Source organism: Rubritalea sp. (assembly GCF_051252225.1).
Classification (GTDB): domain Bacteria; phylum Verrucomicrobiota; class Verrucomicrobiia; order Verrucomicrobiales; family Akkermansiaceae; genus Rubritalea.
Genome location: NZ_JBPOGE010000007.1, coordinates 157,580 through 183,815, shown reverse-complemented (window position 1 = coordinate 183,815; position 26,236 = coordinate 157,580). Strand labels below are relative to the sequence as shown.

Genomic DNA, 26,236 nt, shown 5'->3' with positions numbered 1-26,236 from the left:
TGAGTCCTTCATCATGTTTAGTGAATTTTTCATCCGCCGCCCCATCTTCGCCACTGTCATTTCGATAGTGACGATCATCTTGGGCCTCGTAGCCCTAATGGCGCTTCCTATTGCGCGCTATCCAGACATCGCGCCTCCTACCATTACAGTCTCCGCTACCTATCCAGGCGCCGACGCTCAAACTGTAGCTGACACCGTCGCCACTCCTATCGAGACAGAGGTGAACGGGGTGGAAAACATGATCTACATGAGCTCGGTCTGTGGTAATGACGGCTCGATGACGCTCACCGTGACCTTCGAGCCTGGTTCAGATCTCGATATTGCAAACGTCTTAGTACAAAACCGCGTTTCTATCGCCGAGTCTCGGCTCCCAGAAGAAGTCCGCCGCCGTGGTATCATTGTAAAGAAAAAGTCTGCCGACATCAGCCTCTTCGCCGCGATAACCTCTGATACTGATCCCGATACAGGAAAACCGTACTATGACGACGCCTTCCTCTCTAACTACGCAACTTTACAGATGCGAGACGAGCTCTCGCGTGTCGATGGCGTAGGTGATGTCACCATCTTCGGTGTAGGCCAGCTATCAATGCGTATTTGGTTAGATGTAGATCAACTCGCTATCCGTAATCTTACCCCATCAGATGTCGTCAACGCCATCGCTGAGCAAAATGTCCAAGTAGCGGCTGGTCGAATCGGTGCCCAGCCTGCGGCATCAGATATTGACCTCGAATACATCGTTACCACACCCGGCCGTCTCGTTGATGTTAATCAGTTCGAAAATATTGTCATTCGCACTACAGACGATGGACGCCTAATCAGAGTCAAAGACGTCGCCCGCGTCGAAGAAGGCTCAGAAAGTTATAATTTTAATTCTACCCTCAATGGCAAGACCGCTGCTGCTATGGGTATCTACCAGATTCCAGGTTCTAATCTAATGGACGTAGCTGATGGCCTTAAAAAGAAATTCGCAGAACTCGAAAAAAACTTTCCGAAGGGGGTCAAATACACCATCGCCTACGATTCTACAGATGTTGTAAACGCATCTATAAAAGAAGTGGTCATTACTCTAGCAGCCACACTTCTCCTAGTAATTCTCACGGTATATATATTCCTCCAAAATGGACGCGCGACACTTATTCCGACAATAACTATTCCAGTTTCTCTCATCGGAACTTTCGCCGTTCTTTTGGCATTAGGCTATTCGATCAATACTCTGACCTTATTTGGCCTCGTTCTCGTCATTGGAATCGTGGTCGATGACGCCATCGTTGTTGTAGAAAATGTAGTCAGGCATATTCAAGAAGGGAAGCCACCACAAGAAGCAGCGATTCTTTCTATGAAAGAAGTCTCAGGTCCAGTAGTGGCAACCACTCTCGTGCTACTCGTGGTATTCATCCCTACCATTTTCATCCCTGGTATCACTGGCACATTGTTCAAACAATTTGCCGTCACGATCTCCATTGCGACTTTCTTCTCCTCGATCAATGCCCTCACACTCTCCCCTGCTCTTTGTGCTCTCATTCTTAAAAAGAATGAAAAAGAACCTGGAGGACTCTTTAAGGTATTTAACAACACCCTCCAGCGTGCCACCAATGGAACCACTTGGGCGGTCCAACTAGCGATCAGAAGATCCATCATCGGCATCATTCTCTTTATCGGTATCGTGGCACTCGCTGTATTTGGCTTTGGCAAACTCCCTTCTGGCTTCGTCCCTCAAGAAGATGAAGGCTATAGTATGGTCAACGTTCAACTTCCGGACGGCTCCTCGCTCAACCGCACTAGAAAAGTTATGGCTGAAGCGACTCAAGCAGCTCAACAAATCGATGGTATTAGAGATGTTCTAGCCATTGGAGGCTACTCTATCATCGATGGTGCTTCCTCCCCAAATGCTGGTATGATGTTTGTCACATTTGAAAACTGGGACGAACGTGAAGAGCCTGAGCTGCAACAAGCCGGTCTTCTCATGAAGCTCAACATGGCATTCTCTCAGATAAATGAAGCCGTCATCATGGCATTTCCAGTCCCATCCCTCCCTGGTCTTGGTGCCTCCTCTGGTTTTTCATACATGCTCCAAGACAAAGGCGGCGTCGGGCTTAATCAACTCCAACAAGCAGGCCAGCAGCTCATCGCTGACGGCAATTCCCAGACCGGCCTCAGCCGCCTCAGCACAACATTCCGTGCCACAGCTCCTCAGCTCCGCGTCGATATCGACCGCGAACAAGTCAAAAAACGCGGTATCTCCATGACCGAAGTCTACAACACACTTTCCATAGCCCTCGGTTCCGCATATGTGAACGATTACACCAAGTTTGGGCGAGTTTTCCGAGTCACCGCGCAAGCTGATATACCCTACCGCATGAGACCTGAAGACATCACTCAACTCAAGGTGCGCACACCTTCCGGAAAAATGATCCCATTCGGCACCATTGCGAAAGTAGAAGAAGTGCTCGGGCCACAAACAGTAACTCGCTTTAATCTCTACCCATCGATCAAAATCTTGGGCTCCGCAGCCCCAGGGTTCTCCTCAGGTGAATCACTCCAAATCATGGAAGACATGTCAGAAAAAAGTCTCCCTAACAGCATGGGATACGCTTGGACCGACATGTCCTACCAAGAACGCAGCATTAACCCTATGGCGATGGCTGCCATTTTTGGATTCTCCATTCTAATGGTCTACCTCGTCCTCTCCGCTCAGTATGAAAGCTGGTCTATCCCTGTCTCCGTCTGCCTCTCCGTCCCCACTGCACTCCTAGGAGCTGTAGCTGGACTCATGCTGCGTGATATGTCTAACAATATCTATACCCAGATCGGCATCGTACTCCTCATCGGCATGGCTACTAAATCCGCCATCCTCATCGTTGAATTCGCAATGATGGAGCATCAAGAAGGTAAATCTGTGCTCGAGGCTGCCACTAACGCCGTCAGACTCCGTTTCCGCGCCGTTCTTATGACAGCCTTCTCCTTCGTACTAGGTGTCATACCACTCCTAATTGCATCAGGAGCTGGAGCCGAATCCCGTAAAGTTTTAGGCACCACCGTAGGCTTCGGCATGATTGCAGCCACAGTTCTCTCACTGGTAGCAGTCCCTATGCTCTACTCTGTCGTTCAAAATATTAGCGACAAAATGGGTTCTAAAAAACCAACAAAATAACACAGATCATCCTACCTAGATTCATGCAACTCGAAGCAAGAGCTGTCACAATTTAGTATCGTGACGAAGCTGATTGCTCGAGGGGCTGAATAGGAAAAGTTATTGAGAATCTTTCTCTACAAAAATGGCTGTGCTATTTATGATCATATTCTCAGCATTAGAGCCCTCAGCAACTGTACCAAGCACAGTCACTGTACTGAGCTCTTGAATGCCTCCTAGACCACGAAATCCTTCTTTCAATGGACTTCCACTGGCATCAACGGCCTGCACTGTTACAATATTCTGTTTGATCGCATCGTTATCGTCACAGCAAACATCCCAAGGTGTCTGACAGTGATCGTCTTCCCCCATGAGATCACACGAAGTGAGTTTTGCCGGATCACCAAGAGTCATGATCGCACGATTTTCAATCAGTACTGGATCGCCACCAATTAGCTTCCCTTTGAAAGCAACAGCATCTCCCAACTTTGCGGAAGAGCGTAGTTCATTGATCGTAACAGCCCCTTCTGGAGCCGATTCTAACAAAAGACCTTGCATGCCACTCGTCACTTCAGCAGTGGAGTCATTAGAGACTTCATCTGTTGGTTTTTCTGAACAAGAAACAAGACCTGCTAATAGGCCACATGCGAGTATGGATTTTAATTTCATAATAGTATAATATTGATTGAGTTTAAGAAGAACGTAAGGCACTCGGCAAGCTCGGAGCTAAGCAACGTATCGCAGGAGGCAGTGTCCCGACCGTCCCTAGCAGAACACCTGTGATTAATCCTACCGCAATAACGGAAGGGCTTAAAGTGAGAGTAAAAGTTCCGATCGAAAACGGAACAGCCAAACCATCAAGTAAGAAATAGGCTACAATAAAGGCCACCAGCGTACCCGTGAGCGTCGCAAGTATCGACTCCTGTATTAATGAGACAAAAAGCGCCTTACGGGTGAACCCGATCGACTGCAATGTCGCCATTTCTTGGATGCGTGCCGCGAACGCTGCGTAGAGCGTATTAAGCCCGCCGAACACCGCACCTGCCGCCACCAGAGCTGCGGTCACCCACGTCATCACTTTGATCGGTTGGTAAAAAGTGCTGAGCTTATCGTAGTAGCTATCTTCACGGATCGCAGCCAGCTCCAGATCATTTCGTTGCAGAGTAAAAACCTCAACATCTTCGAACTCTGCAGTGTCCATTCGCACTGTTACCGATGAGAGAGAATCGCGCTGAGTCAGCACTGCTAGATCGTTGCGATCAAACCATATTTCGGATTCTAACACGGTCGCTGGAGCGATGAATGTCCCTGAGATTTTGAGTTCGGAATCGCCAAAGAAAAGCGACTTCCCAACAGCCACGTCATCTTCTGAAACACCAAGTTTACGGTGTGCCAAATGCCCCACCATGACTTCGCCAGACTGAGGAAACCGCCCGTCGATCAATTGCACCGAGCGATGCACCAAAAGCGCACCTTCTAATACTCCGCGCAATAAGGCCTGACTTTCTTTGCCTGCCGACGTGCGTAGTGGTGCTTGATAAAAAATCTCACCTGAAACAGCACTTACACCGAGCACCTCTTTCAGCCCCCTTACGGAAGTCGCCACTGAAGACTCCGCAGAGAGAGGAACCTCGGAGCGCTCAATGGATTCCTCTGAGCCCTTACCCATGAGAATTACATTTTTAGTAGAACCAGAATTCGAGAGTACCGAGTCCATTCCCTCGTTCAAAGCCACTGCCGCGATCAATAGCAACACCACCAGAGCCGCACCGCCAACAGTCTGCAATAGACGCGCGGGATCGCGGAATAAATTTCTTAACGCATAACTAAATGGTAACATTATTTTAGGAGTTGAGAGATTGAACTAAAGGACGAGATGTCGCCTTCCACGCTGGGTAGAGCGATGCTAGTAAACCGAGTGCTAGCGCGACCAACAAGCCGCTCACTACCACACTGAGCGATGGAGAGAGCGCTAAAGTTAGGCCTTCATTCCCTAAGGTGAATGCTTTCATTTTAAAGAACAGAGCAGCACCGAGCACTCCTAACAAACCTCCCACTAAGCCTAGCAGAGCACCTTCGTTCACCACCATGAAGCCGATGTCTTTACGCGTGAAACCTAGTGTTTGGAGAATTGCAGTTTCTTTCACGCGACCACGGACGATCAATAGCACCGCATTTGCCACCAGACCTAACACAGCGACTACAGCCCCAATTCCGAGCCAACGCGTGAAGCCGATCAACTCAATCATCTGCTTCGCTGTTTCAGCAAAAAATGCCTTCTCTGGTCGCGTATTCGTAGGCTGCTGGTCAGACGCAAAGGTCTTATCAATTTCAGCAGCCACAGAGTCTAACATCTCCGCCGACTCTACTTTCACATTAAATTGTGTCACGACTCCGAGCCCCACACGTGAAGCTTGTTGTAAAAATGGCAAGTGAACGTATGCCACGTTTTTATCCTGCGGTTGATCAGAATTGATAATACCAGCCACTGAGACATTGATGCCCACAGCTTCAAAATTATCGCCGGCCTTAAGTCCACGTCGTGCTGCGAAATGTTCACCGACCAATGCGGCATCGCTGCGTTTGCTAAATTCCTCAAAGCTCCCACTGATCACATTTAAATCAGGACTGTATTGCCTCAAGGTTTCTGGCGGCACCCCACGAAAAGTAATCACATCGAGCGACGCACCACAGTTGTTCACGGTAATTTGAATCGGGATCACTTCACGCACTCCATCTATCCTTTTGATGGTCGAAGCGTAATGCTCCGGCAAGCGTGAGGTCATCGGGCAGAATCTATTTTCCCTATACACCACCAGTGTGGTGTCGTCAGCGTTGACCTTCGTCGCCACTGAAAGCGAGTGCTGCATAGTCTGCACCGCAGTATAGAGAAACATCCCCGCAGCGACTCCTAAGATAGTAAGCAAGGACCGCAGACGGTGCCTCACCAAGTTCTTCCAAGCTAATGCTAACAACTTCATCTAATCCGTTAGCAAGTGCCCCTCGGTTACAAATTTACCCTTCTCTAATTGCAGTGCGCGATGCGCTGCCGCAGATGCCTTCGGGTCGTGCGTGACCATCACAATCGTTTTGGAATATTGCTCCGCTAGGCTATTGAGTAAATTTAAAATGGAATCCGCAGACTCGCGGTCTAGATCACCTGTCGGCTCATCCGCTACCAGTAACTCGGGATCGTGAACAATAGCTCGAGCGATCGCTACCCGTTGTTCTTGCCCTCCGGAGAGCTCGGACGGTCTGTGTTGAGCACGGTCAGCGAGCCCAACTAAGTCGAGAGCAGCCATGATCTTTTCCTTGCGCTCAGCCTTGCTCCACTTACCTAACAGAAGTGGGAGTTCCACATTTTCGTAAGCAGATAAAATAGGTACTAGATGATAAAGCTGGAAAATATAACCCACATGCTTCGCCCTCCAGTTAGTCAGCTGATTACGTGACAGCTTAGCTATATCCTCCCCGTTGATTGCGACAGTTCCAGCAGTAGGGGAATCGATCCCCGCAATGATATTTAGCAAGGTTGTTTTACCTGAACCTGAAGGACCCATCAATGAGAGGAATTCACCGCGTTCCACCTCCAATGAGAGGTCTTCTAGTGGGGTGATTACTTCCTTATTTTTATGGAAGGACTTCGTGAGATTTTGAATAGAAATAAACATCGTTTTAATTAGTTTTTACACGGTTGCCCTCGGCTAGATTCGTGTATGGCGGCAAGATCACTTGCTCGCCTGATTTTAATCCAGAAATGACCAACTGGTGATCATCGCGTTGACTGTTTCCCAGCTCTATAGTGCGTAGCTCAGCGCGTCCCTCGGGACTCATCACCCAAACTTCAGTATCGTTTAAAATAGCAGCCTTCGGAACGTAAAGAGAAAGACGTCCGCCAGACGAACGCTGTTGCTGCGTGGCGTCAGAACCTCCTATTAGGGAATAGAATTTAGCGCGCATCAGCATGTCTGGACGCAGACGAATGTCTGGGTCTTTAATCGCGACTTTTGCCTGTAATGTATTTCGTTGGAGATCAGCCTGACCACTGATTCGTGTCACTGTTCCTTTAAATATCTTGTTAGCTAGGATATCACTGACCATTTCCACCTCTTGCCCGACTGCCAATCCAGCAGCTTCCGTGAGAGGAACATCGATGCGTGCCTGCAGTTTTTCAGGATCGTAAAGCTCAACGATTACAGCAGATGTTGGCGAATCCATATTGAGCATCCGTTTCTTACCGGGAGCTGCATGTAAATGAAGTACAACACCATCCATCGGCGCGTAGACCTTTGTACGGTCCAGCGCTAGCTTCGCCTCAGCCATATTGACCTGATACTCCACCAAAGTCGCTTCCATAGAACCGCGCTCGGCATGCACTTGATCGATCATAGCACGGAGCTCTGGAAGCTCAGCTTCGATCTGAGCCACCACAGCCTCGTTGCGAGCCACAGTGAAACGCGCTGCTACGATGCTTTGTGCAGAAACGGCATTGCCGCCAAGATTTGTGAGCCGTTCCAAGTTATCTCGTTCGCCCGAAAGCAGAGCTTCCCCTGCTTCGATCTTCTTCTCAGCAGCGGCGATTTTTGCTTCGATAATTGGAATCGACTGGCAGTGTGCGTCGATTTTTTTCTGCATACTCACGCACTTTTGTTGGGCAGATTGAAAGGCTAGCTCTTGTTCATCTGAAATAAGCTCAGCTAAGAGTTGGCCTTTTTTCACCGAGTCACCTTCGAGCACGTGAACTGTATCAATGATTCCATTAATCAAAGCCGGCACGTAGGTGATGTAGGGATCTGGCTCAACCCATCCCGAGGCTTGGAAAAGCATTTCACCTTTACCAGCTGAGGTCACTGCAGTCTGATTCGAAGAAGCGTCCTCCGATCTTAAAGTTTCGACAGGCAAAGTCTGCACAGTAATCGCTGGCAACAGACGATCGCCGAAGAGTAAGGCTAGGATCAGAAGAAAGCCCAGCAGCAAGCCCAGTGGAAGAAGCCACGCGTACGAGCGCTTTGCTTTGCTCGCTGGAGCATCTCTATTATTTTTCAGAATATCTAAAGACATGTATTTTTTGAGTAAGTCGCAGCGCGACATTTTAAAGATTTAAATGTGTATGAACACATGAACTGGACGTCTAGAAATGCCCACAAAAGGGCGCGGTCCAAGGCAATCAAACCGCAAGCTCATCCAAAGGAGAGAACTAGCGGAAACTCAAAAAACTAAAGAAGGTAAACAGAATGCCTCACATAAAGAGGCTCTGCATAAAGTGGATGTGTATCTGGGCTTCCACGTATCGGAGCTAAGCTCTCTAACTCGTAGCCATCCACTAAAAGAAACTCTACCGGAGCCAGCTCAGCCAACTCACATGCATCAGAATATTGGAACGTTTCTGTCTGCACAAACTCGCCAGCATCAAACATCAAGCTCACGAAGCAATCATCTGATTCGCCATCCGTTTTGCAGCTCCGCTCTTGCTCCATCGGGCAACAGGTACCGCATTCAGACTCAACCACCTGCTCCTCATAGCATTCACAATCGGCAAGCTTAAAGGATTCTAAGCAAAGACAATAATTGAAGGCAGGATGCTTCAATGTGATTAGCAGAGCCATCACACCAAGCAGAAAAATTCCTGTCAGTTTCTTCACCATTCTGTCTATTAGAAGTTCATAGACTCCCATGTATTCCGAAATTTGTCAATTTCGACCACCCTGCTGCAATAACTAGTAGTAAAATCAGGTGCTGCTCACGTACTTGCGAAAGTAGAACTCTTCACCACGACCAATGGCCACATGCTCGAAACGATAGATTCCTATATAATATTAAAGATAGTAAACCGCTCTTGTCAGTCGGTATGAGCGATGAATAGTCCAGATTTGAGATAGGCTTGCACTCGTTAATTTTCGCTCGTATAAGTCGCGAAGTCACAAACTAAATTCTCATGCAGCCATATATATACAGCATCATTCACATCGTAGGCATCATCCTCACCTTCATGGGCTTCGCCTATGGAATGAAACAATGGGGTAAGGGCGCAGCCGTCGCCCACGGCGTAGGCCTCACACTCTTGCTCGTTTCAGGCTTTGGATTAATTTCTAAAAAATACAATAACGAGCTACAGCCTTGGATGTTTGTGAAGCTCGCTATCTGGCTCGCTCTCGGTGGCGCCCTCGTTCTCGTAAAACGCCGTATCGTAACAGGTATCGCAGCTTGGGCCATTCTAGTAGCTCTCGGAGCAGGTGCTGCGTGGACAGTCTACCACGGCATCGGACTCATTGGCTAAAGCTCAAACTTTCAAAAGTACAAAGCGCAGATCTCTCAAGAGACTGCGCTTTTTTTTGCGTCCATGAGCAACTTCCAGATAAATTCCCACCTATGGCGCCCTTCCTACATATGAGGCCATTCATATGTAATCATTTAGCGTTGTATCAATGTTTTACCGTCCATGCTAATAATCGCAGCTGCATCCAAGTCAGGCACAGAAGCCGAGACAGGAATAGAACCCGAGACAGACTCCACATTCACATGCATTACTAGCGCCCTTGGCCTTATAGCGACAGCAGCTTTAAGCGTACCTGTACTATTATCAAATTCTATGCCAGGATCGCTATTCTCCGTATAGGAGTCTACCATGTGCTCAGTAAAAGTAATATCACCGACGCGGAACCCAGTGGTCACATTTTTAGCCTGCCCCACGCTGTAAGTGATCGTTTCTCCTGGTTCTAAGAGCTTTTTGTTACCTGACGCGATCACAAAACCTCTCATCTTCCCTCCATCTGTCCGAAAATTACCTCCCGTTGAGGTCAGGGTTAAATCAAATGAAAAACTAAGCTTGGTTCCTCCAACTGTAAGGTCATTCACATCCATAATAAACGTGATAGGGCCAGCCACTCCATTCGGAGTATTGAGACCCTCGATCTGAGTTTTAGATGTAATTTTTGCAGTATTCCCCCCTGCCATTGCTACTCCATCAACAGCTCTCCCCGGAGCAAAATCTCCCCACCCTGTGGGCTCTACTTTTAACGAAACGACATCTGCCGAGGCTATACAACTAAGTACCAAGAAGGAAAATATGCTGATTAATTGGGTTTTCATTAGTTTATCATTTATACTTTATCCACCACCTATGACCAGTTTTTAGGGCGACTAAGCTGATGCATATTAAGAAATGGTCTTCGACCGGAGGCTCATACTATGAGTACCATTATGGATCTAACACACTAGGTAGAATTTTAATAAATGCGATATAAAAAGAAGGTAATTCTGACAAGCTTTCCCCAGAGTCTTTATAGCAGACTCTAAGCTACTTGGCTTCATTACTTCTGGGAGTCAGAGTTGACTAATCACTGCTGTAGGGCTATGCGGAGACAAGCACATGCCGATTAAAATTCCAGACACACTTCCAGCGCGGGAGACATTACACGCCGAAGGGATTGACTTGATCGATAGCTCTACGGCACTTCATCAGGACATCCGCCCAATGCGCGTATTGCTGCTGAACCTCATGCCCAAGAAAGTGCAGACAGAGGTACAGTTTGCCAGACTTCTCGGAGCCTCCCCACTTCAAGTCGAGCTCACACTGATGACTACTGCTAGTTATCTTCCGCGCAATACAGGACAAGAGCATCTACTCGAATTTTACAAAACGCTCGAAGAAATAAAAGACGAGCATTTCGACGCTCTCATCATCACTGGAGCCCCCATCGAAACACTACCCTTCACAGAAGTTAATTACTGGGACGAACTCAGCGAAATTATTGAATGGTCGCGTACCCACGTATTCCGTCGGCTCGGCATCTGCTGGGGTGCCCAAGCTCTTCTTAAAGTACTCCATGGTGTGGAAAAACATACGATGGAACAAAAACTCTTCGGCATCTATGACCATAACCTAGAACCTGATTGTGCTTCTAGACTACTCCAGGGCTTCACTGCACGCTTCCCAATGCCCGTGTCTCGCTACACAGCAAACAACGCAGCAGAAATAGAAGCTGTAGGCCTTCAAATTCTAGCACGCTCCGAAGAATCCGGCGTTGCAATGGCGCGCTGTAAACAAACTGGTGACCTTTTCATACTCAACCACCTTGAGTACGACTACGACACTCTCGGGCAAGAATACTGGCGTGACAAAGAAGCGGGCGCCGACACTCAGCTCCCTGCGCACTATTTCCCAGAGGATGATGACTCGAACGAGCCGATTAACCGCTGGCGCCCTTATGCTTTCTTACTCTTTAACAACTGGCTCAATGAGCTGTACCAGGACACCCCATTCGATTTAACGCACATCAAAAACACATAATCCGCAGAATTTGTGGAAATGACATAGTTAGATGATGAAATCCTCTATGTCCATATCCATATTAAGCGTATATATAGACCATCCATTATGAAAGATTTCTTCGATTCACGCTTCCCCTCAGTAGAAGCTCTGCGCGCTCAGGCTAAAAAGCGCATGCCTGGCTTCGCTTTTGATTATCTCGATGGCGGTTGCTTCTCCGAGATCAACCTCAGTCGTAACACTGACGAAATTCGCGACGTCCAGCTCCAGCCATACTATCTTCGTAATTACCCAGGTGCGTCACAAGAAGTAGAACTCTTCGGCGAAAGCTATGATGCCCCCTTCGGGATGGCTCCAGTAGGTCTGCAAGGCCTCATGTGGCCTAATTGCTGCGAAATCCTCGCACAGGCAGCAAAGGATCACAACATCCCGTTCGTCCTTTCCACAGTCGGCACTGCGAGTATTGAGAAAGTCGCTGAAATCACTGAAGGAAAATTTTGGTTCCAGCTCTACCACCCTGCGGAAGACGATCTCCGCGACAAGCTCCTTGAGCGAGCATGGGCTGCCGGCTGCCGCACCCTCGTCATCCTGGCTGACACTCCAACCTTTGCCTACCGCCCGAAAGAAATTAAGAATGGTCTCTCCATTCCTCCCCGTATGACTGCGCGGAACGTTTTCCAAATGTGCACGCACCCGACATGGTCATTCAGCCAGTTATTCGCTGGAGCTCCTGAGTTCCAAACTATGAAGGCTTATATCCCGAAAGGTCTCAACATGAAGCACCTCGGTCTATTCATGAATAAGACATTTTCCGGACGCCTCAGTGAAGATAAAATCCAAGCACTCCGCGACAAGTGGAAGGGCAACATCGTCATCAAGGGGATTGTAAACCCAGAGGATGCAGAAGTAGCCATCAAGCTCGGACTCGAAGGCCTTATCGTCTCCAACCACGGTGGTCGCCAGCTCGACTCCGGCCAGTCTACTATCAAGCCACTCCAAGCGCTTGCTCCAGAATTTAAAGGCCGCATCAAGATCATGATGGACTCAGGTATCCGTTCAGGCCCAGATATCGCAAATGCACTCGCTTCTGGCGCTGACTTCACTTTCCTCGGACGTACTCCAATGTACGGTGTCGGAGCTCTTGGCAAAAAAGGAGGCCACCATACCTTCACGATGCTCAAACGTCAGCTCCAGCAAGTCATGGAACAGGTTGCTTGCGAACGAGTAGAAGACTTCCCAAATCATCTTATTCGAGATTAATCGAAACTCCTAGGTTGACGCCTCACTGAGGATGCGTTAACAACATAAACCTGTACGACAGGTTTGGATGATCTTCTTTTTTTCTAAAAAGAAATCCCCAATTTTCGATGATGAAGTGAGGCTGGAATTGGCCATAAGCCTCGTTTCATCCATCGACCACCAGCCTCCGAGCTGGTGACCCCAGCGGTCATGCTCAACAAGAATGTGTTTTGTGGTGAAGTCACTTTCTAAAGCCGAGCATGACCGCCATTTTTATAGCTATTAAAAAAATAAGAAGGGCGTGCGCCTCCCAAAGCACACACCCTTCTTCCACGTTTACTACACAATGAAATTTTCTTTTAAAAGTAGCTGAGTAATTTCTCAAGCTGCTCTTTGTGACTATTTTAAAACATATCTTTGATTCTCAATTGACGCTCTAGTTCCGCGAGCATCTTTTCCACCGTATTGAACTGTGATGCATTGAATCTTGAAAACTCTTTTCCATCAGCATCCATCAACAACACTGTTGGCACTCCGCTGATGTTATATTTTTCAAGAACCTTCTCATTCTTCTTGGTCAATGCTTTATCGCCCTGAGGAATATCGATCTTCACTAAGATATAGTTCTTCCCAGCCTCACTTAGGAATGCCTCTTTAGAAAAGACGTTTTGATCCATCATTATACATGGGGGACACCAGTCCGAACCCGTGAATTCTACAAAAATAGGCTTCTTAGTTTTTTCGCTCAACTCTCGGGCCTCGGGAATACTTTTTAGCCACGCCTCCCCAGCAAACACACTCGAAACCGAAACGAGTAAGCTTATTGCCACTGTCAAAAAAGTAATTCTTTGCTTCATCATGACTATAAGCGGTTTGAGAACGGGTTTTTATTCCCATTTCCTAAAAATCATGCAAAAAAAGCCCATGCCTCCAGCAAAAAGCATTCTCATCGCCACTGGTAACGCCCATAAAACTGAAGAAATTTCGGCGATCCTTGGGACCGAATACTCAGTTGAAGACTTAGCAGGAAAAAAATTTCCAAAAGTAGCAGAAACTGGCACCACCTTTCTTGAGAATGCCACACTCAAAGCTGTAGAAATCAGCAAACTTACTGAGCAATGGGTGCTTTCTGATGACTCGGGCTTAGAAGTCGATGCCCTCCATGGCGAGCCCGGCGTTTACTCCTCACGCTACGCTGGCGAAGAAGGCAATGACTCAGCGAACAATGCAAAGCTCTTAGACGAACTCTCCAAACTCCCCGCAGACACCTCGCGTACTGCCCGTTTCCGATGCGTCATTGTCATCGCCAAAAATGGTGAACGACTGGCGCACTTCTCGGGCGCCGTTGAAGGAAAAATTATACAGCAGCGTCATGGCGAAGGCGGATTCGGCTACGACCCCCTGTTTATGCCCGATGGTTTTAATCAAACTTTCGCCCAACTCACAGCTGAGCAAAAAAACACATTAAGCCACCGCTCCCGTGCGCTGGAGCTTGCGCAGCCATGGATCGCTGAGAATGTTTGAGCATATTTTATAGATGTAAATTTGCGTTTTGCCCTATTCTCCTTTAAAAGAAGACTTACAGACAGTCCCCAAAATAGAAAATCAAGCAATGGACGAAGAAAGATACGAATTTACCCGTATCATTGGTAAGGGTCGCACTGGCGGGGTCTACGAAGCCACTGATCATCAGCTACAGCGTAAAGTTGCTGTTCGCCGTTTTTTTTGTGCCAAGGGAGACACCTCGACGCGCGGCTGGGAAAGTACTTTTACAGCCCTCACACACAACCTTTGTAGCCTACAACACCCAAGTCTACTCGGAGTCCTTGAAGCAGGCGTAGACGAAGACGGCGCCTACTTGATTTATCAACTTATTGATGGCGTAACACTCGCTAAGCAAATTGATCAAGGTCCACTCGAGGAAGCGCACGTCTATGACATGGCTGAACAATTACTAGACGCTCTGCAAGTAGCCCACTCTAACGGCTTCGTCCACGGTGCTATGTCCACTGGATCCGTCACTCTCATCAAGCGACCACGCGGCGGCTACCGTGCCATTATTAATGACCTTGGTCTATCCAGGCTCGCGCCATTGATTCAAGGCATCGACTCAGCCTACGCCCGTATGGCTGACCCAGTCATCATGCCTCCCGAGATGTTTGATGACAAAGAGCCAACCTCGAAATCAGACCTCTATATGGTTGGCCACCTGATCTATCTGAGCCTCATCGGTGGTCACCCATTTGCCGAAATTGATCTAGCAGAGCTTAGCCGTGCGCACCGCGAGGGAACTCTTCCTCCCATTACTGACTACAGAGACGACCTCTGCCCAAACTTTGTCGAGTGGATTGCCAAGCTTACTGAATCCGATGTAAGAAAACGCTTTTCTGGCGCGTCAGAAGCCTTGCATAGCATGCCAAAGCTCACACCAAAAAATGAACGCAACGCAGTTCACAGCTCGGCACCAAAACTCATCGTCCCGAAACTCCCGAATAAGGTCATCCACACCTCAAAGGTCGAAACACTTCCTGTCTTCATTCCTAAGAAGCAATCCCCCGTCAAACTCGTCGTTACACTTTCCTCCATTGCAGTGGTTCTAATAATCACCGCCGTAGCCCTTCTGAGTGAAGACAAAAGTAACAACACACCAGACTTAGCTAGCACTGCACCCAACCTAGAAGAAAAGCAAACTCAAAACCTGAGAGAGTCTCCAAAACCTCTTATTGAGCTAGCCTCGGTTATCCCCACCATCAACCCTAACAAAATTGTGCGCTACTCCTCCCCTCCTGGCCAACCTGTGAGCAAGCCAAATTTAAATATCACCAACAATCTCTGCGATGATTGGATAGTGTATATGGGAGAATCTCTCACCAAGCAAACAGCCTCACACCCGAATGGCGACATCATCCAAGCCACTACGGACATCGGCTCATTCCAACACTTTCCACACCCGCTTAAAGTACTCAAATTTCATCAAGCGGGAGTCAAGCACACCAAAACACCAGCTCTCAACGCGAATTCAAAATCCTGTGATCTCGATCCTGGAGAAGGCTGGAAAGTAGCTCTCGTAGCCCCCTCTGATCAACCTAATCCCAGACTCCAGGTTCATTCGCATTTCACTACCTGGAACTGTGATGCTGTCGTCACTCTCAAAAACCAAGATGGTGAGACGCTTGGCAAGCCTAGGATCTACAGCTCAAACCATGAGAACACCTCATTTGGCACGATTGATAATATCAGCAAACTTAGCCCCGGAGAGACTATCTACTTAGAGATTACTGCTAGCGAGCCCAAATCAGGCGAAGACATTGGGCTCTCCCTCAATGCGCTCAAGGTCAAGGTTCTCAAAAACTAGCGGACCTCAAGATAGTGACGATACAGTATCTCTACTTTATTTTTAGCCCACGGCGTTCTTCGTAAAAATTTAAGACTCGATTTAACACTTGGATCTTTCGCAAAGCAATTAATGCGAATTCGGCACGCCATGTCGTCCCAGCCATAGTATTCTACTAGATCTGTTAGCATTGTTTCTAACTTTACTCCGTGCAGTGGGTCATTGGGGTGCTCGCGTTTCTCGCTCATCAGAGAAAAGCATCGTTCACTTGCTCCTCCCTGTCACTCTCTAACAATTTGTTTCTTCACAAAGTTGCTGTAGGGTGCCGACCGTGGACTCTATCACCCAAGCAGCACTAGGCGGACTCTGCGGCGAACTCGTACTTCGCCGACAACTAGGATGGAAGGGCGCGCTCTGGGGAGTCTTCTTCGGAACCGTCCCCGATTTAGACATTTTCATGTCACCTTGGCTAGATTCCATGGACGGCCTGCGCAACCACCGCAGCCTTTCCCACTCACTTTTTTTGATGCTCCTTATGAGCCCTCTCTTTGGCTGGCTTCTGAGTAGGCTACATAAATCAGTGAGCTACAGACGCGCTACCGGCTTCGTCCTCCTCACATGGGCCACTCACGTGCTTATCGATTGCTTTAATAGCTACGGAACACAGGTATTAGAACCCTTCAGTGATTACCGAGTAGCCTTCGGGAACATGGCCATAGTAGATCTTTTCTTCACCATTCCTATGTTGATTGGAAACTTTCTTTGCCTCTTTTGTTTACGTGAGGGTAGGGCGCGCAGCTGGATCACCTGGACTACCACCGCGTGGATTTCACTTTATGTACTCGCCAGCGTACTCTTCCTCAACATGGCTCGGGCTCAATTTGAAACGCGGCTAAATACTCACAATATCTCGCACACCGACATGTTAATCTCCCCCACACTGAGCAACATTTTTCTGTGGCGCATGGTGGCGCGCAATGAAGAACAATACTTCATCACTTACTGGTCGTTATTCGACTCAGACGTACGCCCCGTACACATAGAAACCATAGAGCAAAGCCCAGAAATAGCTACGCCCTACCTCGGCTCCAAGGCCTTCAACACCCTCGAGTGGTTCAGCAAGGGTTGGTGGAAAGTCTTCCAAGATACCGAGAGTCCAAATAGCATTTACTTCGTCGATCTGCGTTTTGGAGAGAGTCCTGATAATAGCTACGATCCACCTGTCAAAAGCCCACCTTTCCTCTGGAAACTCACCCTCGAAAAGGATGGTTCAGTCACGGACCAACGAACGCGGCTTATTCAAAAAGAAGAAAATGGTAAGCCATTTGAGAAGCTCGCGACATTTGTCTTCGGCACTCAGAAAGAACGCGTGATGGGCAGAGCCCTTCATTGGCAGCAAGGGGTTTGGCCGTGGGATCCAGCTCAATAGTCATAACGAGCATAGTTCTCGTAGTAGTAGAGCCCGCTCACTCCCAGAACAACTAATGAAATCAACAGTACAAATGCCGCATGGTGACGGGACAAAGGCTTCGCGAAAAAAAGAATGGGGCCAATGATGATTCCTAAACCCACGAACGAGAGAAGGTACACGAACACTAACAAAACAGGATTCGCTACCTGTCGTTGATATTTCTCCACAGGCGGGCGCATCTGCAGAGCGTTTTGCATCTGCATCCTTGCCAACTCATCTGAGCTGCGCTTCCTTTCTGGTATCTTTCCCATTCTCGAACCAGATTTCCTAACAAACCTTCTGATGTAAATCACGAACTACCATGACTGCCACTGAACTCCTCAAATCTGCCCACTCCGGCGAAGCCATGCCAAATGACCTCAGTCTCGCCCACCAAGCTTTGTGGCGCGAACAAGCCGGCGAATGGCATGCAGCTCATGACATGTGCGATCATATCCCAGAACCTTCTGGCTCATGGATCCACGCGTACCTTCACCGGGTCGAAGGTGACCTATCGAATGCCTCTTACTGGTACCACCGCGCTGGTAAAGAAATGCCCAGCTGCTCTCTCGAGCAAGAATGGCTCCAGCTCGTGGACGCCTTGGCGTGACTTAAGAACGCTCCCATCTCACACTGAAATTGAAAGCTCAGGGTTTTGACACCCTGAGCTTTCTTGTCCTCGGCAAAGGACATTCAACACATATCTATGCCTATAAATAAAGAGTTCTTAGGCGGCTTGCTCGTCTGCGAGCTCAGCGTAGCCTGCACGATTCGCGCTGTCTTCCAAGGCGCGGAGTAGAACCTCGCGAGCCCGGACTCCTGGCGCATTAAGCACTCCAGCGTAGGCCTTCTGGTAATCTTTCAGAGCCACTGCGGTGTAATCGCAATTCGGGTTCGTAAGTTGGAGCACCACATCCACAAGTAATCCTGGCTCTTCTGCCAATATCGGCAGTAAGTTACGTACCAGCAATGCTGGCACTATGGCTTCCTTGGCGGTGAGCTCCACGAGAAGCTCTAGCTCTGCAGCCTTAGTAGCTGCCTCATTTTTTGTCCATTCGAGTAAAGTTGTCATAATAATAGTAGTTTGGTTGAGGGGTAGTCACACCCCATTTAATTAAAAAAGTTAGTTAATAATATGATATCAATAGGATTACTCCAATTAGAATCACACAGACCCATCTGAGTCTATCGGTTAGAGTGAAGGATCTTTTTCAGATCTAAATTTCGGACATTCAAAAAGTGCTTTCGTTCGCTAGCATTTCTCTACTTTGTCACGGTCGGCAACTCTCTGTGGTAGTTTCCCACTGGATTGGAGACATAAAAAAACTCGCTTCCAGTTTTGGAAAGCGAGCCACATTGAATTCGTATCTAGTTGTAAATACTTGGTTATGCAGCTCGCGTCCCTCCATTCTGTTTAGAGGACCACATGAAGGAAATCATCTGAATGCCTGTAAACATAGCACCCGAAGATTTCCCGCAGGAAAACTTGCTAAAGTGAGTATGTGTAAAGTTGGCGTTCATTGGTGATTTCGTTAAATCTGATCAACAACTACGATCGATTTTCTGAAAGCGCAACCCTAAAGTTATCATTTCGCGTGAAATTAATGCCATAAACTACAAAATAAACTGCCTAACTACAGTTATAGAAACCAAACAAAAATGACTGTCTGATTCAAAAATAAGCAATTATTCACCACTGTAAAAAAGCTCTATAAGCCCAATCCCGGCGTGCTAAAAACTTGGCACTTCTGACCGATTGATCATCACTTGACTATTAGACGATCTGCAGTGAGTAATTGCTTCAGCCATGTTCAAGCTTCTCAAGACCGACGAAAAAACCAAGGCGCGCCGCGGGGAACTCACCACCGCGCACGGCGTCGTGCAGACTCCCATCTTTATGCCTGTAGGAACCCAAGGCACAGTCAAGACTTTGCACCCAGATGATCTTGTCGATCTCGGTTCCCAAATTATTCTAGGGAATACCTACCACTTAAACTTGCGTCCCGGACTCGATGTCATTCGCGCCGCTCAAGGGCTTCACAAATTTTCCAGCTGGGACATGCCTATCCTCACTGACTCTGGCGGCTTCCAAGTCTGGTCACTGGCGAAGCTACGCAAAATCACCGAAGAGGGCGTAGCCTTTGCCAATCACTTGGACGGCTCGAGAATGATGCTTTCACCTGAATCAAGCATGGAAATTCAAGCCACTCTCGGCTCGGACATCGCCATGCTCTTCGACGAGTGCCCCCCCTATCCCTGCGATGAAAAATATGCAGCAGACTCGCTAGCTCTCACCACCCGTTGGGCAAAGCGCTGCAAAGAATGGCATGTCGCGAATCGCGACAAGGTCGTCCCGTGGCAAGTCGATAACAGTCTCATCGTTAATTCTACCGTGATGGACCACCAGCTCGCCTTTGGCATCGTTCAAGGCTCTATCTACGCCGACCTCCGTGAACAATCGGCGAAGGAACTCATCGAAATAGGTTTCGACGGCTACGCAGTAGGCGGCATTTCTGTAGGTGAACCCGAGGATGAAATGATCCGCGCCATCGACAATGCGGTCCCTCACCTTCCTGAAGATAAACCACGCTACGCCATGGGCTTAGGCACGCCACCTCAGATGCTGGAGATGATCGCTCGTGGTGTAGATATGTTTGACTGCGTCATGCCGACCCGCGTGGCACGTCACGGTCTAGCCTTCACTTTTGACGGACCTATTCACATTAAAAATAAGGAATTTGAGCTGGATCAACGCCCACTCACCGAGACCACACACCCTAGCGTAGCCCGCTTCTCCCGCAGCTACATTCGCCACCTCTGGCGTGCTAAGGAAATGCTCGCTTTAAGATTGCTTTCTTACCACAATCTGCATTTTTACCTACAGCTCATGGAGCAAGCGCGCGAAGCAATTGAAGCCGGTACTTTCACCGAATTCAAAGACGCATTCACCGCACGCTACACAGCAAATTCTAAATAAGTTATGACAAGTACTCTTAATACTCTCGCACAAGCCGCTCCTGGTGGCGGCCCAGGCCAGTTCATCTTCATCGGCATCATGATCGTGATCATGTGGGTGGTAATGATCCGTCCACAGCAAAAGCGCCAAAAGGAACTCAAAGCTAGACAAGAAGCTCTCAAAGTCGGCGACAAAATCATCACTGTCGGCGGCATGCACGCTACGGTAAACGCACTCAGCGAAAAAACCGTTTCCCTCCGCCTCGCTGAAAATGTCTTCGTCAAGTACGACCGATCTTCTGTCGCCACTGTCGTGAGCAAAGACGAGAAGAAGTAACTTCTTTCTCGATCAAGAAATTCAACTCACCACAGATTTTGCAGTTGAGACAGGCCTAAGCGTCTGTTCCCCCCTGCTGGATCTGTGGTTTTTTGTGCCCGCTATAAAGCACTAGACGTCGGCACTTGATACCAAACTGAGCTCCGAAAGAGACAAATGTGATTTTAATGAAGCTTGGGGAATAGCGCGTTGCGGAAGAAGTAAAGGCTGGGCGCTATCCTGTTGAATCTGCGTTATTCCTCAGTTACGGTGCTCGATTATACAACTTTTAAAACACACTACAGAGCGAAGTCTGTATGTATATACGAGCTTATTCGGCAGGGCCGAATCTCATAGCAGCCTACCGTGCTGAGCGAAGCTCAAACGGTAGGGTTCCAACATGAGTGTTCTCGCTGGCTGAATGCCAGTCTCATTCGGGCCACGCTCAGAGCTTACCTTTACTTAAAATGCCCCTTCGGCATTCGTAACAGCCTCTGCCATGCGCATTGCTTCATAGTTCCGCTTCACTGCATGCACTCGGTGAATTTTCGCCCCAGCATTGCGCCCCATTGCCGTCAGCGCAACGGTCCCGGTATCTCGATCTTCCGCATCTTCAACTCCGAGAACTTTACCAATCATCGTTTTCCGCGACACACCTAACATCAGCGGGCGGTTATTCACCACGAGCGAGGACAATCCGTGCAGTAACTGTAGATTATGATCTAGGTTTTTCCCAAATCCGATACCGGGATCAAAACACAAACACTGTGGATTCACCCCCAGCTTCGTGAGCGTCCGGTAGCGTTCTTCGAAAAACTTGCGAACCTCGCGCAGCACATCTTCATACTCGGGCTTATCCTGCATCATTTCAGGACTTCCCTGCATATGCATGACCACGACTCCGACATCTGACTTAGCACAGACTTTCGCCATATTGACGTCCCCCTTAAGCCCTGTCACATCGTTCACAATGTCAGCGCCCGCTTCAATCGCTGCTTCAGCCACAGCAGCTTTGCTCGTATCAATGGAAATCAAACAATCACTTGCTGCACGCAATGCTTTTATGACAGGCAACACACGTTCGAGTTCATCTGCAGCTGAAACAGCAGGCGCTCCTGGACGAGTCGACTCACCACCAATGTCGATAATTTCAGCGCCCTCTTGAAGCATTCCTATCGCATGGTTCACCGCTTGATCCACATCGAAAAATTTCCCCCCATCAGAGAATGAATCTGGTGTGACATTGAGAATCCCCATGATCATACCTCGATCAGTAACATCTATCACTCGGTGTTTTGTCTTCCAGCGCATGATGTTAGTAAGCCAATCTCCCCCCACTGGTAAACTGAAAACTTGAAAGCTGACGAAATTGTCGCTTAGCTGCACGGTATGCACACCTTGCCTCGTATCCTATTCGCACTCTTAGCGATCACTGCTGGCCTTAATAGCCCAGTATTTTCTCAAGCAAAGTCTGTTAGTGACAGTAAACATCTTTCCCGATTGATGAACAATCGTGATGGTTCCGTCACTAAATTCACCCGTGACGCAGACAACACAGAGCTCATCAAAACTACCTATATTGAGAAATCAAACGGCGAGCGCGTTATTCGTGACACTACTACTTTTCGTCGTGATAAATACGGTAACCTCAGAAGCGGGATCGTCCGTGATGGGTCGAAACGCCCACTCTTCAGAATCGTCTACGGTTATCACAAGGATACAGGACGCTTAGTCGCCGAAAACATGTACGACGCTCGCGTAAAGCGCACTTTTCAAAACGAGCCTACTAAGGAAGAACCTGTGCGCGCTACTCGCTACCACTACACCGCGCAAGGTGAACGCTCTGCCCCCATTGTTTTCACCTCTCAAGCTGGAAAAACCTCTGAGGAGCTCATGACCTATCTTAACCGCAACAAACCAGGTTCTGATGTAGAGCGTGACCCATTCCGTAACGATCCTGTAAATCCGAACGCTCGTCGACTCGGGGAATAATGACAATGCTACGTCCATCAGCCTTACTCATGGTATTGAGTGTCGGCGCCACCCTTTTGGGAGCAAAGCTCTATATCGACCGAGCGCTTCATGCGAGTCCGCCCTCTGAGTCAGCACTCGCTCCAGACGAGATGACTCTCACCTACATTGAGGAACTCGAAGCAGAACTCGACCGAGTCCGCACTGACAATGCAGCACTGCGCAAACTCATCGAAAATGACGGCACACAGAGCCTCGCTCCTCAGCTCCTTTCCTTCGTTGAAAAAGACCTCGGTCTACAGTTACGTAGCACGCCTATTGCTCTCATCAGAGACCAAGGAGTCCTTCGCGACGCCTCCGGACAGGCTTGGCTAAGAGCATTCGGTGAGCAACAGTTAGAAATACTCAGCTACAGCTTCGATGTACTAGAAATCCTCCCCCCTAACCAACAATGGATTGGCCAAATCATCACAGCAGAAACTACAGGCTCACGTGGTGTCTACGACCCCAGCACCGGCGAGATCGTTCTCGCAGAAGGATTTGATGAGGAGAATATCCACCACCAAGCAGCACTCATCCGTCTTCTCGCCATCGCATTACTCGACCAGCATTACCCGCTAGCTAACACACCCAGCCTCGACCACTTCATCGCTCGCCGAGCCCTGCACCACGGTCGGGCATCGATCCTACAAGACCGTTTCTACACCCTCCAAGCCAAACACATAGGCTTCATCACAGAACGCGCACCAAACACAGAAGCCGCCGAACTCTTCTCTAAGCTCCCTGTCTTTGTCAAAAACATCACCACCTTTGCCAACATCCACGGCAAAGATTACCTTAACGGTCTCACGAACCAAGAGGAAATCCACCAAGCTCTGGAGTCCAGAAATTCCTCTACGAAAGGCATTCTACTGAAAAACCACCCTTTCGCAGAACCTCCCCCGCTCGACTCAAACCCGCTCGGACAAAACGAAAATTCCTACACCGTTCAGCTTAACACCCGACTCGGGGCTCTCACATTCCAGAGTTACCTCGACCAGCACCCTTCGACTAATACGATCCAAAGTGAATGGATCAAAGACCTTAAGAGCGACCAATTATCCATCACTACTGAAGCTGCTAAAACGGCTCACACGTTATGGAGTTTCGATTTCTCTCACGAAACCAAGGCAAACGAATTTTATCAATGGGCTGAAAATGTGGTGAATGATTCTGCTTCAAATCTGTCGATTTCTATAAACTCACACTCAGTGACTATCACCCACAGTGAAGCCCTAGAAGACGAGTAAACACTTGCTCCATTTCCCCCAAAAGCCTCTGGCTGGAAATGAGCCGATTAAGGATTTGACTGTATCCTGATCTCGCGCAACATCGCCCCGATCAAAGCGTTTGAGCAGTATCCTTACTGCTACATAACTCATAACACTTAAAACTCCTCAAAATATCACTCATTTTGAGGCATACATCATGGTTACACAACACATCGGTATCGGCATGGCTGGCTTCGGCACAGTTGGCACAGGCGTCTGGGAAACACTCGAACGCAATGGCCAGCTCATTTCCAACAGAGCCAAGGACGCATTCTCTCTCAGCGTAAAAAAAGCAGCCGTCCGCGACATTAGCAAAAAGCGTGTCGAAAACGCTCCAGCAGAACTCTTCACTACTGACTGGATGGAGGTGATTCATCACCCAGAAGTCGACATTGTAGTAGAACTCATCGGTGGTACGACTACCGCTTTTGACATCGTCGCTGAAGCTCTCAAGCTCAAGAAGCCTGTCGTCACTGGCAACAAGGCTCTACTCGCTGAGCGCGGAAAAGAACTCTTCGCCCTCTCTCGTGAATACGATACACCGATCCATTTTGAAGCCGCAGTAGCTGGAGGCATTCCAGTCATCAAGGCAGTTCAGGACTCCTATGTTGGTAACCGTATCGAGACAATGTCCGGTATCATCAACGGTACTTCTAACTATATTCTCGAGCGCATGACCAACGCTGGTCTCGACTACCAAACAGCGCTCAAAGAAGCTCAAGAGCTAGGCTATGCAGAAGCGGATCCAGCACTCGACGTCAATGGATGGGACGCAGCTCACAAGGCAATCCTTCTCGCAACTCTCGCTTACGGTTTCACTATTCCTGCTGAGGATGTCTACGTCCGAGGTATCGAACGAGTACGCACTATCGACATCGACTTCGCCACCAAGCTTGGCTACGCAGTGAAGCTCCTCTCATTGGTCAAGGAACACGATGACGGCTCCATCGAGATCCGCACACAGCCTTCATTCATCGCTAAGTCACACATTCTTTCCTCCGTAAATGGCGTATTCAATGCTGTTGCAGTCCGTGGTGATGCTTCCGGTGAAGCCCTCTTCTACGGTCGTGGAGCAGGTAAAGAACCTACCGCATCATCCGTAGTCGGTGACCTCGTAGAAGCCGCTTACACCTTCGTCCACGCTGCTGGCCATCGTGGTTTTTTACCCTACTCAGATAACGGTAAAGTTCTACCAATCGACCAAACGGAAACCTCCTACTACGTTCGTTTCGAAGTCCAAGACCGCCCAGGTGTCATCGCTGAAATCGCAAACATCCTCGCGAACGACGGCATCGGCATTTCTGGCACTCACTCACCTGTAGATCCAGATAACCCGGATAAGGAATTCCGCGACATGGTATTTCTTCTCCATAAATGCCCGTTCGGCAAGCTACGTGAGACATTGATTAAATGCGAAGCACTCGACTGCGTCACTTCTGAACCAGTCATCTTCCGTATCGAGAAACTCGCTACAAGCTAAGTCTTCAACGAGACTATTCTTTCACTACCCCGTTCCTGGCTAAGTTAGGAACGGGGTATTTTATTTGCAGCTGATCACTTTCTCGCTACTTTCTCCAGTAATGAAGGACAGCTTTGGCAACAGTTTCACCAAGACCCTCGCCACTATTGGCGTGGTAGTCGCCACCGCAATCCTCTTCATCACTACAGCTATCGCTGGCGGCAAACTAGGAGGTTTCTCAGCCTACCTACCTCTCGCCATCCTTCTTAGTAGCTCAGTATCGATCACAGCTATCTGGCTCTTCGGAAGGCCTAGAAAGTCCGATTCAGCATCGCTCAAGAAACTCAAAGAACTAGAGAACCGAGTGTGCGAACTCGAAGCCCGCATCCACAATGCAGAAATCGTAGACTCCTTCGAAAACCGTCTTGCCGAAAAAGAAGTCAACCACCGCTTCGCTAAGAGCTCTCCCTCCCAGCAGAGCCAAGCATCTCCTATTCAGCAGTAGACCATTGCCCGCTCAAGTGACTGTAGGCACAGTAATAACGTTGCATCCCCTTAAAACTAAGTCTGAATAGGCGTAATGGAACTTCTTAGCATCACCGCGAATACGATCTATGCATGGGTAATCTTCGGGGCCCTAGGCATGATTTACGTGGCCTACGGTAAGATGAAAGACATGTGGCAGCCTCGTGTACTTGGATTCGCTCTGATGTTCTACCCCTACGTCGTAAGTAGTGATTTTTGGCTCTGGGGAGTCGGTGGAATACTCAGTATCGCCATTTTTTTCTGCAGAGACTAACAAT

General features: G+C 48.5%; 27 protein-coding genes. 15 read left to right on the top strand and 12 right to left on the bottom strand.

Features of this window, described 5'->3' with window-relative positions; translation table 11 throughout:
• The first annotated feature begins 13 nt into the window (after nt 1–13).
• The gene (locus tag ACSHX2_RS09125; protein ID WP_435692626.1) at nt 14–3,151 is read left to right on the top strand and encodes an efflux RND transporter permease subunit; all 3,138 of its coding nucleotides are present in this window, start codon (nt 14–16) and stop codon (nt 3,149–3,151) included.
• 99 nt (nt 3,152–3,250) lie between these two features.
• Here the strand turns inward: ACSHX2_RS09125 and ACSHX2_RS09120 are convergent, their stop codons facing one another.
• The 6 genes from ACSHX2_RS09120 to ACSHX2_RS09095 all read right to left on the bottom strand — a co-directional run bounded on the left by ACSHX2_RS09120 (nt 3,251) and on the right by ACSHX2_RS09095 (nt 8,775).
• A complete protein-coding gene (locus ACSHX2_RS09120; protein WP_435692625.1) occupies nt 3,251–3,799 on the bottom strand; it encodes a hypothetical protein in 549 nt (182 codons plus the stop codon).
• Between the two features lie 22 nt (nt 3,800–3,821).
• Nucleotides 3,822–4,970 carry an ABC transporter permease gene (locus ACSHX2_RS09115; RefSeq protein ID WP_435692624.1) on the bottom strand — a complete coding sequence of 383 codons (1,149 nt, stop codon included), beginning with the start codon at nt 4,968–4,970 and terminating at the stop codon, nt 3,822–3,824.
• A 4-nt stretch (nt 4,971–4,974) separates the two neighbouring features.
• Nucleotides 4,975–6,111 (bottom strand): ABC transporter permease, encoded by a 1,137-nt coding sequence (locus ACSHX2_RS09110; RefSeq protein WP_435692623.1) that lies wholly within the window; start codon nt 6,109–6,111, stop codon nt 4,975–4,977.
• The gene (locus ACSHX2_RS09105) at nt 6,112–6,801 is read right to left on the bottom strand and encodes an ABC transporter ATP-binding protein (protein ID WP_435692622.1); all 690 of its coding nucleotides are present in this window, start codon (nt 6,799–6,801) and stop codon (nt 6,112–6,114) included.
• A gap of 4 nt (nt 6,802–6,805) precedes the next feature.
• Nucleotides 6,806–8,191 carry an efflux RND transporter periplasmic adaptor subunit gene (locus ACSHX2_RS09100; RefSeq protein WP_435692621.1) on the bottom strand — a complete coding sequence of 462 codons (1,386 nt, stop codon included), beginning with the start codon at nt 8,189–8,191 and terminating at the stop codon, nt 6,806–6,808.
• Between the two features lie 155 nt (nt 8,192–8,346).
• The gene (locus ACSHX2_RS09095; RefSeq protein WP_435692620.1) at nt 8,347–8,775 is read right to left on the bottom strand and encodes a hypothetical protein; all 429 of its coding nucleotides are present in this window, start codon (nt 8,773–8,775) and stop codon (nt 8,347–8,349) included.
• Between the two features lie 290 nt (nt 8,776–9,065).
• Here ACSHX2_RS09095 and ACSHX2_RS09090 point away from each other — a divergent pair, with 290 nt between their 5' ends.
• Nucleotides 9,066–9,407 (top strand): hypothetical protein, encoded by a 342-nt coding sequence (locus ACSHX2_RS09090; protein ID WP_435692619.1) that lies wholly within the window; start codon nt 9,066–9,068, stop codon nt 9,405–9,407.
• A gap of 134 nt (nt 9,408–9,541) precedes the next feature.
• On the opposite strand, the gene ACSHX2_RS09085 is transcribed toward ACSHX2_RS09090, so the two are convergent.
• Entirely contained in the window at nt 9,542–10,219 is a 678-nt protein-coding gene (locus ACSHX2_RS09085) for a hypothetical protein (protein WP_435692618.1), read from the bottom strand.
• Nucleotides 10,220–10,499: 280 nt separating this feature from the next.
• Here ACSHX2_RS09085 and ACSHX2_RS09080 point away from each other — a divergent pair, with 280 nt between their 5' ends.
• Both ACSHX2_RS09080 and ACSHX2_RS09075 read left to right on the top strand, forming a co-directional pair.
• Nucleotides 10,500–11,420: a homoserine O-succinyltransferase gene (locus ACSHX2_RS09080; RefSeq protein ID WP_435692617.1), complete on the top strand. Its 921-nt coding sequence runs from the start codon at nt 10,500–10,502 to the stop codon at nt 11,418–11,420.
• 87 nt (nt 11,421–11,507) lie between these two features.
• Nucleotides 11,508–12,659, top strand: a complete 1,152-nt coding sequence (locus ACSHX2_RS09075) for an alpha-hydroxy acid oxidase (protein WP_435692616.1) — start codon at nt 11,508–11,510, stop codon at nt 12,657–12,659.
• A gap of 383 nt (nt 12,660–13,042) precedes the next feature.
• On the opposite strand, the gene ACSHX2_RS09070 is transcribed toward ACSHX2_RS09075, so the two are convergent.
• On the bottom strand, nt 13,043–13,498 hold the full coding sequence (locus ACSHX2_RS09070) for a thioredoxin family protein (RefSeq protein WP_435692615.1): 456 nt from the start codon (nt 13,496–13,498) through the stop codon (nt 13,043–13,045).
• Nucleotides 13,499–13,547: 49 nt separating this feature from the next.
• Here ACSHX2_RS09070 and rdgB point away from each other — a divergent pair, with 49 nt between their 5' ends.
• Together rdgB and ACSHX2_RS09060 are read left to right on the top strand one after the other, a co-directional pair.
• Complete coding sequence (rdgB, locus tag ACSHX2_RS09065; protein ID WP_435692614.1) at nt 13,548–14,162, top strand: RdgB/HAM1 family non-canonical purine NTP pyrophosphatase; 615 nt, start codon at nt 13,548–13,550, stop codon at nt 14,160–14,162.
• Between the two features lie 88 nt (nt 14,163–14,250).
• Nucleotides 14,251–15,993: a serine/threonine protein kinase gene (locus ACSHX2_RS09060; protein WP_435692613.1), complete on the top strand. Its 1,743-nt coding sequence runs from the start codon at nt 14,251–14,253 to the stop codon at nt 15,991–15,993.
• Here ACSHX2_RS09060 and ACSHX2_RS09055 read toward each other — a convergent pair.
• On the bottom strand, nt 15,990–16,220 hold the full coding sequence (locus tag ACSHX2_RS09055) for a VF530 family DNA-binding protein (protein WP_435692612.1): 231 nt from the start codon (nt 16,218–16,220) through the stop codon (nt 15,990–15,992). The genes ACSHX2_RS09060 and ACSHX2_RS09055 overlap by 4 nt on opposite strands.
• An 83-nt stretch (nt 16,221–16,303) precedes the next feature.
• On the opposite strand from ACSHX2_RS09055, the gene ACSHX2_RS09050 reads away from it, so the two are divergent.
• Nucleotides 16,304–17,401 (top strand): metal-dependent hydrolase, encoded by a 1,098-nt coding sequence (locus ACSHX2_RS09050; protein ID WP_435692611.1) that lies wholly within the window; start codon nt 16,304–16,306, stop codon nt 17,399–17,401.
• Here the strand turns inward: ACSHX2_RS09050 and ACSHX2_RS09045 are convergent.
• Complete coding sequence (locus tag ACSHX2_RS09045; protein WP_435692610.1) at nt 17,395–17,694, bottom strand: hypothetical protein; 300 nt, start codon at nt 17,692–17,694, stop codon at nt 17,395–17,397. The genes ACSHX2_RS09050 and ACSHX2_RS09045 overlap by 7 nt on opposite strands.
• 50 nt (nt 17,695–17,744) lie before the next feature.
• On the opposite strand from ACSHX2_RS09045, the gene ACSHX2_RS09040 reads away from it, so the two are divergent.
• Nucleotides 17,745–18,032, top strand: a complete 288-nt coding sequence (locus tag ACSHX2_RS09040) for a hypothetical protein (RefSeq protein WP_435692609.1) — start codon at nt 17,745–17,747, stop codon at nt 18,030–18,032.
• A gap of 117 nt (nt 18,033–18,149) precedes the next feature.
• Here the strand turns inward: ACSHX2_RS09040 and ACSHX2_RS09035 are convergent, their stop codons facing one another.
• Entirely contained in the window at nt 18,150–18,494 is a 345-nt protein-coding gene (locus ACSHX2_RS09035; RefSeq protein WP_435692608.1) for a hypothetical protein, read from the bottom strand.
• Nucleotides 18,495–19,229: 735 nt separating this feature from the next.
• Here ACSHX2_RS09035 and tgt point away from each other — a divergent pair.
• Nucleotides 19,230–20,399: a tRNA guanosine(34) transglycosylase Tgt gene (tgt, locus tag ACSHX2_RS09030; RefSeq protein WP_435692607.1), complete on the top strand. Its 1,170-nt coding sequence runs from the start codon at nt 19,230–19,232 to the stop codon at nt 20,397–20,399.
• 3 nt (nt 20,400–20,402) lie between these two features.
• A complete protein-coding gene (gene yajC / locus ACSHX2_RS09025; protein ID WP_435692606.1) occupies nt 20,403–20,714 on the top strand; it encodes a preprotein translocase subunit YajC in 312 nt (103 codons plus the stop codon).
• 441 nt (nt 20,715–21,155) lie between these two features.
• Here the strand turns inward: yajC and folP are convergent, their stop codons facing one another.
• Nucleotides 21,156–22,004, bottom strand: a complete 849-nt coding sequence (gene folP, locus ACSHX2_RS09020; protein ID WP_435692605.1) for a dihydropteroate synthase — start codon at nt 22,002–22,004, stop codon at nt 21,156–21,158.
• Between the two features lie 78 nt (nt 22,005–22,082).
• On the opposite strand from folP, the gene ACSHX2_RS09015 reads away from it, so the two are divergent.
• The 5 genes from ACSHX2_RS09015 (at nt 22,083) to ACSHX2_RS08995 (ending at nt 26,232) form a co-directional block, all read left to right on the top strand.
• Nucleotides 22,083–22,685 (top strand): hypothetical protein, encoded by a 603-nt coding sequence (locus tag ACSHX2_RS09015; RefSeq protein ID WP_435692604.1) that lies wholly within the window; start codon nt 22,083–22,085, stop codon nt 22,683–22,685.
• 5 nt (nt 22,686–22,690) lie between these two features.
• Entirely contained in the window at nt 22,691–23,953 is a 1,263-nt protein-coding gene (locus tag ACSHX2_RS09010; protein WP_435692603.1) for a hypothetical protein, read from the top strand.
• Nucleotides 23,954–24,131: 178 nt separating this feature from the next.
• Nucleotides 24,132–25,454: a homoserine dehydrogenase gene (locus tag ACSHX2_RS09005; RefSeq protein WP_435692602.1), complete on the top strand. Its 1,323-nt coding sequence runs from the start codon at nt 24,132–24,134 to the stop codon at nt 25,452–25,454.
• Between the two features lie 100 nt (nt 25,455–25,554).
• Entirely contained in the window at nt 25,555–25,938 is a 384-nt protein-coding gene (locus ACSHX2_RS09000; protein ID WP_435692601.1) for a hypothetical protein, read from the top strand.
• Nucleotides 25,939–26,013: 75 nt separating this feature from the next.
• The gene (locus tag ACSHX2_RS08995) at nt 26,014–26,232 is read left to right on the top strand and encodes a hypothetical protein (protein WP_435692600.1); all 219 of its coding nucleotides are present in this window, start codon (nt 26,014–26,016) and stop codon (nt 26,230–26,232) included.
• Nucleotides 26,233–26,236: the final 4 nt, after the last annotated feature.